This is a genomic window from Bradyrhizobium sp. MOS001, from assembly GCF_004634465.1.
Taxonomy (GTDB): Bacteria; Pseudomonadota; Alphaproteobacteria; order Rhizobiales; family Xanthobacteraceae; genus Bradyrhizobium; species Bradyrhizobium barranii.
Map to the genome: position 1 here is coordinate 41,551 of NZ_SPVJ01000018.1, position 14,050 is coordinate 55,600.

At 65.0% G+C, this 14,050-nt stretch carries 14 protein-coding genes; 4 read left to right on the forward strand and 10 right to left on the reverse strand.

Going from position 1 to position 14,050, the window contains the following annotated elements; genetic code table 11:
• Position 1 precedes the first annotated feature (1 nt).
• The 9 genes from CT676_RS22270 to CT676_RS22310 form a co-directional block, all read right to left on the reverse strand.
• Positions 2-952, reverse strand: a complete 951-nt coding sequence (locus tag CT676_RS22270) for an AEC family transporter (RefSeq protein ID WP_135215367.1) — start codon at positions 950-952, stop codon at positions 2-4.
• The gene (gene mdcB / locus CT676_RS22275) at positions 949-1,830 is read right to left on the reverse strand and encodes a triphosphoribosyl-dephospho-CoA synthase MdcB (protein ID WP_085401740.1); all 882 of its coding nucleotides are present in this window, start codon (positions 1,828-1,830) and stop codon (positions 949-951) included. Before mdcB ends, CT676_RS22270 begins: the two co-directional genes overlap by 4 nt.
• Positions 1,827-2,507, reverse strand: coding sequence for a malonate decarboxylase holo-[acyl-carrier-protein] synthase (mdcG, locus tag CT676_RS22280; protein ID WP_085401741.1), 681 nt, complete (start codon positions 2,505-2,507; stop codon positions 1,827-1,829). Before mdcG ends, mdcB begins: the two co-directional genes overlap by 4 nt.
• Positions 2,482-3,204: a biotin-independent malonate decarboxylase subunit gamma gene (mdcE, locus tag CT676_RS22285; protein WP_085401742.1), complete on the reverse strand. Its 723-nt coding sequence runs from the start codon at positions 3,202-3,204 to the stop codon at positions 2,482-2,484. Before mdcE ends, mdcG begins: the two co-directional genes overlap by 26 nt.
• Positions 3,191-4,129: a biotin-independent malonate decarboxylase subunit beta gene (locus CT676_RS22290; protein ID WP_085401743.1), complete on the reverse strand. Its 939-nt coding sequence runs from the start codon at positions 4,127-4,129 to the stop codon at positions 3,191-3,193. The genes mdcE and CT676_RS22290 overlap by 14 nt, the downstream gene beginning before the upstream one ends.
• A complete protein-coding gene (mdcC, locus tag CT676_RS22295) occupies positions 4,126-4,443 on the reverse strand; it encodes a malonate decarboxylase acyl carrier protein (RefSeq protein WP_085401744.1) in 318 nt (105 codons plus the stop codon). The genes CT676_RS22290 and mdcC overlap by 4 nt, the downstream gene beginning before the upstream one ends.
• A 9-nt stretch (positions 4,444-4,452) precedes the next feature.
• Positions 4,453-6,099: a malonate decarboxylase subunit alpha gene (gene mdcA / locus CT676_RS22300; RefSeq protein ID WP_085401745.1), complete on the reverse strand. Its 1,647-nt coding sequence runs from the start codon at positions 6,097-6,099 to the stop codon at positions 4,453-4,455.
• Entirely contained in the window at positions 6,096-6,962 is an 867-nt protein-coding gene (locus CT676_RS22305) for an MBL fold metallo-hydrolase (protein WP_135215368.1), read from the reverse strand. The genes mdcA and CT676_RS22305 overlap by 4 nt, the downstream gene beginning before the upstream one ends.
• A 94-nt stretch (positions 6,963-7,056) precedes the next feature.
• Entirely contained in the window at positions 7,057-7,842 is a 786-nt protein-coding gene (locus CT676_RS22310) for an alpha/beta hydrolase (protein ID WP_071915311.1), read from the reverse strand.
• A 305-nt stretch (positions 7,843-8,147) separates the two neighbouring features.
• Here CT676_RS22310 and CT676_RS22320 point away from each other — a divergent pair, with 305 nt between their 5' ends.
• The gene (locus CT676_RS22320; RefSeq protein WP_085401747.1) at positions 8,148-8,489 is read left to right on the forward strand and encodes a hypothetical protein; all 342 of its coding nucleotides are present in this window, start codon (positions 8,148-8,150) and stop codon (positions 8,487-8,489) included.
• 336 nt (positions 8,490-8,825) lie between these two features.
• On the opposite strand, the gene CT676_RS22325 is transcribed toward CT676_RS22320, so the two are convergent.
• The gene (locus CT676_RS22325) at positions 8,826-9,230 is read right to left on the reverse strand and encodes a hypothetical protein (RefSeq protein WP_085401748.1); all 405 of its coding nucleotides are present in this window, start codon (positions 9,228-9,230) and stop codon (positions 8,826-8,828) included.
• Positions 9,231-9,253: 23 nt separating this feature from the next.
• On the opposite strand from CT676_RS22325, the gene CT676_RS22330 reads away from it, so the two are divergent.
• Genes CT676_RS22330 through CT676_RS22340 form a run of 3 tightly spaced genes read left to right on the forward strand, consistent with a single transcriptional unit; the run spans position 9,254 to position 13,969 of the window.
• A complete protein-coding gene (locus CT676_RS22330; RefSeq protein WP_085401749.1) occupies positions 9,254-10,426 on the forward strand; it encodes an efflux RND transporter periplasmic adaptor subunit in 1,173 nt (390 codons plus the stop codon).
• Positions 10,423-13,566: an efflux RND transporter permease subunit gene (locus CT676_RS22335; RefSeq protein WP_085401750.1), complete on the forward strand. Its 3,144-nt coding sequence runs from the start codon at positions 10,423-10,425 to the stop codon at positions 13,564-13,566. The genes CT676_RS22330 and CT676_RS22335 overlap by 4 nt, the downstream gene beginning before the upstream one ends.
• Positions 13,553-13,969: a hotdog domain-containing protein gene (locus CT676_RS22340; RefSeq protein ID WP_085401751.1), complete on the forward strand. Its 417-nt coding sequence runs from the start codon at positions 13,553-13,555 to the stop codon at positions 13,967-13,969. The genes CT676_RS22335 and CT676_RS22340 overlap by 14 nt, the downstream gene beginning before the upstream one ends.
• The last annotated feature ends 81 nt before the right edge of the window (positions 13,970-14,050 follow it).

The following is a 14,050-nucleotide window of genomic DNA, read 5'->3' on the forward strand; positions in this document are numbered from 1 at the left end:
CCTAGTGCGGAAAGAGCACGGCGATCGCAACCGCCATGGTCGCGACGCTGAATCCGGTGCTCGAAATGACCATCGATCCGACCGCTGCCGAGTCCAGCCGGTAGTTGACCGCAAACAGGATGCCGAAAAAGCCGGAAGGCGCCGCGGCGAGCAGAATGGCCGTCCTCGCTGTGTCGGGAGCGATTGGAAAGACGTGAGTGATTGCAACGGCTGCGAGCGGCCGAACCACGTCCGCGGCCACGGTTGCGGCCGCGATCTTCCAGTTCAGGCGGAACGACTGTGCCGACAGGATGGCTCCGGTGAGAAACAGCGCGACGCCGGCGGCCGAACTCCCGATCAGCGCGAGGCACGCATGAGCGAGCGCGTTGAGGCTCAGATCCGACACCGAAAACAGGATGCCGAACACGGGCGCGAGCACGACCGGCTTGGTGATCGCACGCCCCACTGCCGTCAGCATCTGCCGCGCCGCCATTTCCTCGCCACGGGACCTGGCGGCGTCCATTTCCGCCATGATCAGGGTCACCGGGCTGATGAGGACCGAACCGGTTGCCAATGCGACGGCGACCGGAACGGCGCCCGCCTGTCCCGCGACGGATGTCAGGATTGGAAGACCGACGCCGGCAAGATTTGGAAAGCCGACCGTGAGTGCCTGAATCGACGCATCGGGCCGCGACACCTTGAACAACCTGCGCGCGGCAAGATACCAGGCGGCATAGAGCAACGACATCGTTATGCCGAGCACCAGAAACAGCGGAACCTGCTCGATCATCTCACTGCGCGACGCTGAGGCGGTCGCGGCGAACAGGGACGCCGGCACGGCGAAATCCATCACGAGTGCGTTGAGAGCATCGACATGAAGATTGTCGACGACATGAAACCTTCCGGCGGCGTATCCAAGCAGCAAGACAAAGAACACCGGCACCAGCGCCATCAGGATTGCATTGGACATCATGGCCCCGGCGCGTCGTGGGCATCGACGAAGAGCGACATCGCAAGCAGGTCAGCCGAGCCACCGGGACTGAGACGACGGGCGACGAAGCTCTCATGGATCCATTGCGCGCTGACGCGCCAGCCGGGAGCGCGCACGCCGCCGGCGTCGATGAAGCGACGTGCCGCGCGACGCGCAAAACGAAGCCCCTCGAGCCCGCCACGATGCAGCAGATTCGTGTCTTCCACCGACGCAATCAGGGCAAAGCACGCTTCGACCCGAGCCGCTTCCGCATCCTCGGGCGTGGCAGGCATTGTTCTCCGCAGGGCCGGCAAGCCGATCCGGTAGACGCTGGGAAACCCGCTCGCCGCCTCGATACGGGCTCCGCCTGCGCGAAAGCGGCGGCGAGCAGCGCTGCCATGGCTGTGCAGCAACACCGGACCGTCGAGTATGCTGGCGCCCCAGAGGCGTGCCACGACGTCGCCGAGCGGACGTGCCGGATCGACCAGCCCGCCGGCCCTCGCACCGGCCGCCGCGCACAACAGGCCAAGACCGAAGATCGCGCCGCGATGCGTATTGACGCCCGCGGTCGCCTCGAGCATCGCCCGTTCGGCCTCCAGGCCGATGACCCGCAGCACTCCCATGCCGCAACCGAGCGCGCCCGCTTCGGCAAGACTTTGAAGGTAAGGCCTGATGGCCGCAGCGCTGCGACGAAACGTGCCGGCATCCATGTCGACGTGACTACCATTGTCGACATGGCTCACGAGCCCCGGCTTGGGCCAGGTTTCCAGCTCCATGGCAAGGCAATCGGCAGCGAAGCCGCCGATGGCCCAGATACCGGACGGCATCTGCCTCCGGCTGGAAACAAGCGGTTCGATGCTTCGTGCGGCCGCTGTGGTCATGATCCCATCGCTCCCGAAATGAATCGATCCCTGTCGAGCAGGGCTACGCACCCGATGGTCTTGACCAGAAGCTGGTCCGTGCCGGCATGGAATTCGCGCCAGTTCACCGCTGCACCATCCGCGCGCATCAATTCGCCATCGAGCCGCATCGGCGCATCGGTCTCGATCGCAGCCACGTCGGCGGCGAGACGATCCAGATCGGCTTCGCGGGGGAACGCGAACAGGACATCGAGGTCGGAACGAGCGGTCACGTAATCGAGCCCGGTCAGCGATTGCCATGCGAGGCTGCCGAACACGCGCACGTCCACCGAATGACGAAGCGCGAGCCCGTCGAGCCGATCGAGCGTCGGCCACCAGTTGCGCGGCGCCGAGGCGCGCACCTGCCGCAGCGCGGGCGGCCTCGCGACCGATGTGACGTGGTCGATATCCGCGAGAAACGACAGCCGCTTCTTGCCGGCGGAGGGCGGCAACGGCAGGCCGAGTGCAAGGCCGGTCGCTTCGCTAGGTAGAGCGCGCCGCCTGATGGTCGGCCATCCCATTTCGGACCAACGCGAAACCAGCGGGTCGGCTGCGAGATCGCCGCGCATCCCGATCATCGCGCGCCAACCCTGCGGGCTGACAAAGACGAGGTCGTGGCGACCGGCCGGCGGTTCACCGGATTTGCAGGGCAAGGTCACGAACGCGCTCCGCGATATCGGCGGCCTTCGGCCGGCCACCGCGCTCCTTGCCGAGCGCATCTCTTCGATCCCGCGCAGCCGGCATGTCGGCGAGCAGCGCCTCCAGCTGGTCTGCGAGCGAGGTGGCGTCGCTCCATGTCATATGAACGGCACCCATCTGCTCGAGATTGGAGAGCCCCGGCGCAAAAACCGGCGTCGATTTGGCTTTCTCCTCAAGAGCGGCCATCGACAATTTGGTGACCTTCGCCATCGACGGCAGATCCATCACCGCGGGAGAGGCGCCGGGCAATCCGACCAGCACGCGCGTCGCAAGGCCCGTCGCAAGCAGGGCCCCCGCAGCCGAGTGGCCGTAAAGAAGACCGATGGTCGGGCGACCGTGCATATCCGCGTGGATCAGCACTTTCGCCAGATGCGCGAGGAATTCGTTGAGCCCGAGCAGCTCGTCACGCTTGCTCATGCGCTGGCTGTCGCTGTCGACGAGCACCAGGATCGGTCCGCTCCCCCGGTCGATCGACTCCAGGACATGCGCGGAAAGTCTGATCGCCTCGTCGACGCCGAGCGCAGTCCGATCCGCAACACCAATCACGAGTATCCTGCCACCGGATCGCAGCGTCGCGGCGCCAGCAATGACGCCATTGTCGTTCCTGACCTCATGGCCATCGGGAAACAGCGAGGCGAGAATGTCATCGAGCGTCACGGCTGCTCCTCCCGATCCTGCTAGCAAGCGCAATGAACTGGTCGGCCGGCAATTCCGGAACTGTTTCCGCATGCGCAACACCTTCCGCGGTCCAGATATCGACGGCGTCCTGGCAAGCGCCGAAGCGGCGCAACCTGTCGGCCAGACGCCCCTGCTCCGCCCTGAGCCGGTCGAGGCCGAAGGGGCCAATCAACCCGATCAGCTCGAGTGCGGCCTCGCGAAAATCCTGCACAGTGTCACCGGCGAAGACGTCGGCTGCGCCGAGCAGCCGCCGGTGCTTGCCGCCCATGGTGCGCCAGACCAGGGCACGGTCACGGGAGTCGAATTCCTCGACGCCGCGGTTGGTCTCGATCACCTCGGGGCCCGACACCGCGATGCGTCCCGCCTCCGAAACGGCGAGCGCGGAGCAACAGCCCGCGATCAGACCGCCGCCGCCATAGCAGCCGGAGCGCCCGCCGATCAGGCCGATGACCTTCACGCCGGCACTGCGCGCCTCAATCACCGCGCGCATGATCTCGGCGATGGCGAGTTCACCGGCATTGGCCTCCTGCAGACGGACGCCGCCGGTATCGAGCAGGATCAGAACGGGGATCGATCCGATCTCGCGCGCCGCGCGGAGCAGACCCAGCAGTTTGGCGCCGTGCACCTCGCCGAAGGCGCCGCCCATGAAACGTCCTTCCTGTGCGGCGACGAATACCGGCGCGCCGCCGAGCCGGCCATGGCCGACGACGATGCCGTCATCGAACTGCTCGGGAAGGCCGAATATCTCCAGATGCGGACTGACCTCGCGCTGTTCCGGCCCGATGAACTCGACCAGGCTGCCGGCATCAAGCAGCAGATCAAGCCTCGTCCGCGCCGATGCCTCGTTGAAGCTTGTGCTGCGGGCCCGTTCGGCCGGGGCGATGTGCGGGAGCGGCGCAGTCATTGCTCGCTCCCCTCGATCAATCGCACCGCCTGCGCCAGCCGAAGCGATACCGTGTCGGGCCGCGCGCCGCCGTCATTGATGGAAAATTTCAGCCCGCCGGGCGAATAGCGCTCGACGAAATCGCCAATGACGGCGCTCCAGACTTCGCCGAAGCCCATCGCCGCGGTTTTGATCTCGACCGCGCATTCGGCATCCGGCAGGACGCGCTCGACCAGGACTTCCAGATTGCCCGAGGCGACCACGCCCACGATCGCGCTCCGCCTGATGCCGCCCGCGCGCTCGCGAACCGGGTGATGAAAGCTGAGATCTTCCATGGCCTGTCCTCACCAGTTCCTGAATTTCGACGGCGGTGCGTAGAGCCCGCCCGACCAGCGCACGAGATCCTTGATCGAGCGCGCCGCCAGCATGTTGCGATCCGCATCGAGCGGGTTGATGCCGATATCTTCGGGCCGCCGGATCACGCCGCGCTCGCGCAGCTGCGCGACCATGCTGCGATCCCGCCCGCGACCGACATCGGTGTATCCGGCGACGCCGCGGATCGCCTGCTCGCGCTCTTGCGCCGTACGGCACAACAGGAGGTTCGCCACGCCCTCCTCGGTGACGATGTGCGTGACGTCGTCGCCGTAGATCATCACCGGCGCGAGTTCGAGGTTCAGCTTCTCGGCGAGCTCGATCGCATCGAGCTTCTCGACGAACAGCGGGACATTCTTGTCGCCGAAGGTCTCGCCAATCTGCACCACCAGCTTGCGGCCCCGGCGCAACGGAGCCGGGCTGTCCGGATCGGCCTCCGCGCCGGCCTTCAGCCAGGGCTCGCTCGGATGCCTGCGCCCGCGTGCGTCCGCGCCCATGTTCGGCGCGCCGCCGAACCCGGCGATGCGCGAGGTGGTGATGGTCGAAGAATTTCCCTGGAGATCGATCTGCAGCGTGGAGCCGATGAACATGTCGCAGGCATAGAGCCCGGCGGTCTGGCAAAAGGCGCGGTTGGAACGCAGCGAACCGTCGGGGCCGGTGAAATAGATGTCGGATCGCGCCCGGATGTACTCGTCCATCCCGACCTCCGAGCCGAACGAGTGGATTTGCCGGACCCAACCAGATTCGATCGCGGGAATGAGCGCGGGATGCGGATTCAAGGCGAAGTGGGTTGCGATCCTGCCCTTCAGGCCCAGCCTCTCGCCGAACGTCGGCAGCAGGAGCTCGATCGCGGCCGTGCTGAAGCCGATCCCGTGATTGATCCGCTGCACGCCATAGGGCGCGTAGATGCCCTTGATCGCGAGCATCGCGGTCAGGATCTGCCCCTCGGTGATCGCCGCCGGATCGCGCGTGAACAGTGGCTCGACGAAGAACGGCTTGTCGGACTTGACGACGAAATGGACGCGGTCCGCCGGGATATCGACCCGCGGAACCGTCTCGACGATCTCGTTGACCTGGGCGATCACGACGCCGTCCTTGAACGCCGTTGCCTCCACCACGGTGGGCGTGTCCTCGGTGTTCGGGCCGGTGTAGAGGTTGCCGTCACGGTCGGCGCTGACGGCGGCGATCAGGGCGACGTGCGGGGTGAGATCGATGAAGTAGCGCGCGAACAGTTCGAGATAGGTGTGAATTGCTCCCAGCTCGATCTTGCCGCCGAACAGCATGCGCGCGATGCGCGCCGATTGCGGCCCGGAATAGGCATAGTCGAGCCGCTTCGCGACCCCGCGGTCGAACAGGTCCAGATGTTCGGGCAGAACGACGCCCGACTGCACCATGTGCAGATCGTTGACCTTGGACAGATCGACCGCCAGCAGCGCGCGGCTCAAGAGATCCGCCTGCTTCTGGTTATCGCCTTCGAGGCAAACCCGGTCGCCCGGCCGGATCACGGCCTCCAGCAGACGCGTAGCGTCGGACGCTTCCACGACCTTGCCGTGGGCAAGTCCGGCACCGGCCGCGATGCGGGCATCGCGCGCGGCGCGGTTGTTCTGCCAGCTCGTCATGACCTTGGCCCCTTTGCGGCGTTGGCTCCGCTCCAGAGCGATCCCGGATTGGCACGGTCGGGATGAAGCGCAAGCATCGCGTCGTAGAGCTCGCGCGGAGAAATCGTCGCCTGGTCGAGGCGGTTGAAATCGAGCAGATATTGCCGGGTGTCCGCGATGCTGCGCGGATTGTCATCGTTCTCCGGCTTCTTGTGTCCGGCCACCACGAAGCGCGGCTTCAACGCTTCGAGCCGATCGAGCGCGGCGATCCATTCCAGCCGGCTCTGCGTGTCGGTTTCGGCGAGATAAGGATGAATGCCGTTGTATGTGGTGTCGCCGGCGACGATCAGATCGAGAGACGGGACATGAACGGCGGTGGAGCGCGCCGTGTCGGTTCGTCCCATGTCGATGACGACGAGCTTGTGTCCCTCGAGCGCGAGCTCGCCTTCGAGAGGCTCTGCAGCGACCAGGCGCTGCGCGATCTCGCCCGGAAAGCGCTTGCGCCAGAAACCGTCGAGCGATGCCGGCGAAAGCTGCGTCTTCATCTCGTCGACAACCTCGGGAACGGCCACGGCCCGTGCCCGCGGAAAGCGATCGAGCAGCGGCGCGAGACCGAAGAAATGATCACCGTGGCCATGCGTGACGTAGATCGTGGTCAGATTTCGCTCCCGCGACACGACCCAATCCAGCAACGTCTTCGACTGCCCGGCGGTGAGGAACGTGTCGACGAGGATGGCATCCCGCTCGCCGTAGATCAAAGTCGACGAATTCGCGACCCACATCAGGTCCGGATTGCCGGACGGCAGATCGCGGCTCAGTCCAGCCCGCTTCACCGTCGTCACGACCCAGTCCAGGATCGTGCCGGTCGTCTCGATCATGCTCATGGAATTCTCCGGAGGGGCAGTCGGGCCGGCGGGAGTGCTGTCTCTCCCGCCGTCCTTCCTTCTGCCGGCCGTGCGTCAGGACCGGCAAAACGCGTCAGCGGGTGGCCGGTTGATCGATGCTGCGAGCGGCACGGGTGATGATCTCCGCCACTTCCTTCGGATGCGACTCGTAGACCGAGTGGCTTGCACCCGGGATCACGGTGGTGTGGCTCTTGGCGCGCTCGTAATACCAGCGCTCGAGATCCGGATTGATGATCTGGTCGTTGCCGGCAACGATGCCCCAGCTCGGCTTGGTCTTCCACGCAGCCGCCGTCAGCGGCGTGCTGAACACCTGCGTCGCGGCCAGAACCTGGGAGCGTGATTCGAACTCCGCCTGCTCGCGCGGCAGATCGGGGGCGAACAGCTTGGGGAATTGCACGGGATCGAGATAGGTGAATTTGTCGGGCGTGACCTTGATGGCGCCTTCGGTCTTTCCAAGTACGCTCGGCGTCTTCTTGCCCAGCGCCGCTTCGTCCTCTCCGACGTCGGGCGCATGCGCAGCGACGTAGACCAGGCCGACGACATTGGGATGAACACCCGCCTCGGTGATGATCGAGCCGCCATAGCTGTGGCCGACCAGAAGCGTCGGGCCATTCTGGAGATCGAGCAGCCGCTTCGCCGCCGTGACATCATCGCCAAACGACGTCTCGGGCTCCTGCAGCATGCTGACGCGGAAGCCTTCCTTGACCAGGATCTCGTAGACCGGCTTCCAGCCGGACGCATCGACCCAGGCGCCGTGCACCAGGACGATGTTCTTCGGGGGTTCAGCGCGCGCCGGGGCGACGGTCGCGAACAGGGAGAGAGCGGCAGCGAAGGCGAGGCCAGCGTTGAGGTGTTTCATGTCGGGATCACTCCAGGTTGGAATGGTGCGACAGTAGTGTCGACACTCGCCGGCGTATTTCGGCAAACAACGGCCCTTGCCACTTCGCACGTCGGGACATGCCGATCGCGACAACGGCTGCTCGTGCATCCTCGGGACACTGCCTAGCTAGGGCGCGCACTTCAAAGCGCAGCGCATATGTCAGGCGTACAGACCTCTCATTACTGTGAACGGCCGGCGTTCATACGCGAAAGACGAACGATCCGCTTTGGCATTCAAGAGGTCGCATCTGATGCTGATTAAACTCCATGCATGGGATCGGACACATGACATCCACAGCAAATCTCCAGATCGCGCTTCTCATCCTGTTGTGCGCAGCTTCGCCCGCGCGTGCAGGCACTTGTGCGGACGACATCGCGAAAACCCAGATCCAGCTGGATCAGGCCATAGAAAAAGACGCGGGCGCCCACGGCTGGCAGCGGGAGAGCCTCAGCGCGCTGCGCAGTCATCAACCGACGCCTCGCTCGATTGCAGAGGCCGAAGGCGGCCGCGGAGCGGTTTTCGCGGATGCGCTGGATTCGCTTGATCGCGCACGTACCGCCGAACAAAACGGCGACACAAGCACATGCAGCCGGGAACTCGCGCATGTGCGGGCCATTCTGAAATAGCGAAAGCGAGCCGAAGCCAAAGCCGGCCAACGGCGCTGTCATCGGCGAGGCAACTCGGCGACGCGGCCGAACGAAGACGAATGCCCGCTTACGATGCGTCGAATGCCCGTTGTCGTCGTGCTGCCGGGTAGCGGGACGTGCGTTCTGGAAATACCCCACCGTTCCGCACCTCTCTAGTGCTCGACAGCATTCAGCCGGAGCATTTTTCATGCGAGAGCAGCACCCATCGAACGACGTCGGCTCGGGAAGATCCAGCTCGCACCGGTTCACCCTGATACCGCTCGCCGCGGCACTCACGGCCGGCATGCTGTGGCTCGTCCCGGCTGCGACGTCCGCTCAAACGACCATGCCGGGAATGCAGCCTTCCACCGGCATGCTGGCGACGTCGCCGCTCAACCCGCAATCCACGCGGCCCGTCGGCGTTCCGCTGGGATCGACCGAGATCGCAACACCCGGCATTTCGCCGCTCAATCCGGCGCAAAGCACGGCGGGTTGTGCCGGATCCGGCAATACCGCCTCGTCCGGAGCCTTGTTCGACGGCGGCGGACTGTCCGGGGGCTCATCCGTCACCTGCAACGGCAGCATCACGGCGGCGCCTCCGCTGCCTTCAGCATCGACGGTCGGACGCGTCGGGATACCGCTCGGAGCCACCGAGCTCGGCGGCGCCGGAATCAGTCCGTCCGTCCCGGTGCAAGGCCCTGCCGCAACGGGCAGCACGACTTCGATCAGCGGCTCAAGCAATCCCTGACATCCAGGACGGTCTCATGAAACGAAATCTCGCCATCGCGCTTGTCGCTCTCGCCGCGATTCTCGTCGGAGCCGGCCTCTGGTTCTTCGCCGCGGACCGGAAGCCGGTCGTCGCCGCCGCGCCGGTGCCCGCGGCCGTACCGGTGGTCACCGCCGCGGTCACCGGCAAGGACGTTCCGATCTATCTGCGCGGCATCGGCACCGTGATCGCCTACAACACCGATGTCGTGCGCAGCCAGATTCAGGGACAGATCGTCAAGATCGCCTTCACCGAGGGACAGACCGTCAAGGCCGGAGATCTGCTCGCCCAGATCGACCCGCGTCCCTACGAGGCCCAGATCGAGCAGCTGACGGCCAATCGCGACCGAGATCAGGCCCAACTCACCAATGCCGAAGCCAATCTCTCCCGATACAGTAAACTCGGTGACAAGGGTTATGCGACCCCGCAGCTGATCGAGACGCAGACCGCGCAGGTGGCCCAACTCAAGGCCGCCGTGAAAGCTGACCAGGCGCAGATCGACGAGGCCAACGTCCAGCTCAGCTACACACGCCTGACATCGGCCATTCCCGGCATCACCGGCGTCCGCCAGATCGATGTCGGCAACGTGATTCATCCGACCGACCCGAACGGTCTCGTCGTCGTCACCCAGATCGAGCCGATTTCGCTGCTGTTCACCCTTCCGCAGACGGATCTGCCCGTGATCCAGGAACACGAAGCAAAAGGCCAGTTGAAGGTCATCGCCTACAGCCAGGACAACAAGATTAAGCTCGGCGAAGGCACGCTGCTGCTCGTCAACAACGAGATCGCAGGGACGACCGGCACCGTCCAGCTCAAGGCCACATTCGCCAATCACGAGCACCGGCTGTGGCCGGGACAGCTGGTGAATGCCCGGCTGCTGCTGAAGATTCAGAAGGATGCGCTGACGGTCGCCGGCTCCGCAGTCCAGCAGGGCCCGAACGGCAGCTATGTCTATGTCGTCTCTCCGAACCAGACCGCTTCCTTGCGTCCTGTTCACGTCGCGCAGATCAGCGAGGGGCAGGCCCTGATCGACCAGGGACTGAAATCAGGCGATACCGTCGTCGTCGACGGTCAGTATCGGCTGACGGAAGGAAGCCAGGTTCGGGAACTGCACGGCAAGGCCGCGCGCGAAGCCGACCTGCAAAGCTCCGTGCAGGACGCGCTCCCATGAACCTGTCCGCGCCCTTCATCCTGCGGCCGATTGCAACCGCTCTGCTGATGGCGGGCCTGCTGCTGTGCGGCCTCGCGGCCTATCCCCTGCTGCCGGTCGGCGCGCTGCCGAACGTCAACTACCCGACGATCCAGATTTCGGCGCAACTGCCCGGCGCCGACCCCGGAACCATCGCCTCGTCGGTCGCGACGCCACTCGAACAGCAGCTCAGCCAGATCCCCGGCGTCACGCAGCTCACCTCGTCCAGCGCACTCGGCGTCGCCCAGCTCACGGTGCAGTTCGAGCTGTCGCGCACGGTGGACAGCGCGGCGGTCGACGTGCTCTCCGCGATCAATGCCGCGAGCCCGTTCCTGCCGCAGAACATCCCCTACCCGCCGACGATCAGGAAGGTGAATCCGGCGGAAACGCCGATCATGCTGATCGCGCTGACGTCGGACTCGCTGCCGATGACCACGGTGGATGCCTACGCGGAAAACATCCTGCTGCCCAAGATTTCCCAAGTGCCAGGCGTCGGCCTGGTCGGAATCGGCGGCCAGCAGAAGCCCGCGATCCGCATCCGCGTCAATCCGCAGGCGCTGGCCGCCCGCGGCATCGGCCTCGAAGACGTCCGCACCGTGATCGCCGGCGCCAATGTCGACCTGCCCAAGGGCACGCTCAACAGCCCGCGCGTCACTTATACGCTCAATACCAACGACCAGTTGCTGAAGCCCGCCGCCTATGAAGCCCTCATCATCGCCTATCGCAACGGCTCGCCGGTGCGGCTGCGCGACATCGGCTCGGCGATCGAGGCGCCCGAAAACGACCTGCTGGCCGGCTGGTACGGCAAGGACCCCGCCGTCATCCTCGCCGTCCAGCGCGTCCCCGGCGCCAACGTCATCGAAACCGTCGATCGCATCAAGAAACTGCTGCCGCAGCTGCAGGCCTCCGTTCCGCCGGCGATCAAGGTGACGATCGCCGCCGACCGCACCGCCACGATTCGCGCCGCGGTTACCGATGTGCAATTCACGCTACTGCTGACGGTCGCATTGGTGGTGATGGTCATATTCCTGTTCCTGAGGAATTTCTGGGCCACCATCATCCCGGCGATCACGGTTCCGCTGGCGCTGATCGGCACCTTCGCAGTCCTCTACGTGCTCGGCTACAGTCTCGACAACCTCTCGCTGATGGCGCTGTCGATCGCGGTCGGATTCGTGGTCGACGATGCCGTGGTGGTGATCGAGAACATCGTGCGCCATCTCGAGCAGGGCATGACGCCCATGGAGGCTGCGCTCAAAGGCTCCAGCGAAATCGGCTTCACGATCGTCTCCATCACCCTGTCGCTGATCGCGGTGTTCATCCCGCTGTTCCTGATGGGCGGCTACGTCGGAAAGCTGTTCCAGGAGTTCGCCGTCACGATCACCGCCTCGCTGCTGCTGTCGCTGGTGATCTCGCTCACTTTGACCCCGATGATGTGCGCGCGCCTCCTGAAGGATGAATCGCGGAGAAAGCACGGCCGGCTCTATCTCCTGTTCGAGCGCGGCTTCGATGGCCTGCTTGCGCTGTACGCGCGCGGCCTGCGAATCGTGCTGCGCCATCGTTTCGTGACGCTGCTCGTGATGCTCTCGACGATCGCGCTGACCGGCTATCTCTATGTGATCATCCCGAAAGGCTTCTTCCCGCAACAGGATACCGGACAGATCGTCGGCATCACCGAGGCTGCCCAGGACATCTCCTTCCCCGCCATGTCCGAACGCCAGCAGGCGGTCGTCGACATCCTGTCAAAGGATCCGGCGATCCAATCGGTGGCCAGCTATATCGGTCCAGGCGGGCCGACGGCGACCCTCAACCAGGGACGCATCTTCATCGTCCTGAAGCCGAAGCCCGAACGCAAGGCCAGCGCCGACCAGGTGATCGCGCGGCTAGAACCCCGGCTCGCCCATATCCAGGGCATCAAGCTTTACATGCAGTCGGCCCAGGACATCACGATCGGCGCGCGCCTGTCGAAGACGCAGTATCAGTTCACGCTGACGGACGCCGATTCCAACGAACTCAACCACTGGTCGGCGATCTTCCTGGAGAAGATCCGCGCGCTCGACCTCGTCACCGACGTCGCGAGCGACCAGGCCAATGCCGGCCCGAGGCTTCAGGTCACCGTCAATCGCGAAGTCGCCTCGAGCTTCGGCATCCTGCCCACGACGATCGACAACACCCTCGACGACGCGTACGGTCAGCGCATCGTCTCCACCATGTTCACCTCGCTGAACCAATACCACGTGGTCATGGAGGTCGATCCAGCCTTCCAGTATGGGCCCGACGCGCTCAAGGACATCTATCTCAACTCGGCGACCGGCCAACAGGTCCCCTTAAGCACGCTGGTCCACAGCGTGATCATGCCGGCGCCGATTCTGATCAATCACCAGGGCCTGTTTCCCTCGGTGACGATCTCGTTCAACCTGCGGCCCGGCGTAGCGCTGGGCGATGCGGTGACGGCGATCCAGAAGATCGAGAAGGACACCGGCAAGCCCGCCTCGCTGTCGACCTCGTTCCAGGGCAACGCGCAAGCCTTCCAGTCTTCGCTGTCCGGCACACCGTTGCTGATCGGGGCGGCGCTGATCGTGATCTACATCATCCTCGGCGTCCTCTATGAGAGCCTGATCCATCCGATCACGATCCTGTCGACGCTGCCTTCCGCCGGCATCGGCGCGCTGCTGTTGCTGCTGGCAGTCCACATGGATCTCAGCGTCATCGCCATCATCGGCATCATCCTGCTGATCGGCATCGTCAAGAAGAATGGCATCATGCTGGTCGACTTCGCCCTCGAGGTGGAGCGCAATCAAGGGCTGAGTCCTGAGGAAGCGATCTACCAGGCCTGCACGCTCCGCTTTCGCCCGATCCTGATGACGACCATGGCCGCGCTGCTCGGCGGTGTGCCTCTGATGCTCGGCAACGGCACCGGCGCCGAACTGCGCCAGCCGCTCGGCTACACGATCGTCGGCGGCTTGATGCTCTCGCAGATCCTGACGCTCTACACCACGCCCGTGGTCTATCTCTATCTCGACCGGCTCGGCAATTGGTTCACCAACCGCAAGCCGCATGCGGTCGAGACACCCGCCCCCTCCACGAGCGAAGCAGATGCGGGATTGGGCCATGAGTCCGCTTGATCAGGTGAGCGTCGGCATGACGGCGGAAAAGCTGGTGACCGTCACGGCCGAGATGACGGTCGGCCACGTGGTGCCGGGAATGCCTGAAGTCTACGGCACGCCGATGATGATCCTGCACATGGAGATGGCGGCGGGATCGGCGATCCAGCCGTCCCTGCCGACCGGCTATGTCAGCGTCGGGATGATGGTCAACGTCCGTCATCTGGCGGCGACGCCGGTCGGCCGCACCGTGCGCGCGGTCGCACGGGTCGTCGCCGTCGAAGCCAGGAGCGTCCTGTTCGAAGTCGAGGCCTGGGACGGCGGCCGCAAGATCGGTGACGGGACCCATCGGCGCGGCGTCGTCGATGTCGCCGAGTTCGAAAGGCGTTTCGGCGTGACGAGGCCCACCGCGGCGTTGGCCTAAGGTCGCGGAATCCTTCCCGCGGCAACATCCCGGATCTGGGCGCAGGCTCGCATGGTGCCGCCGTGCGTTTTGACAAAGGGT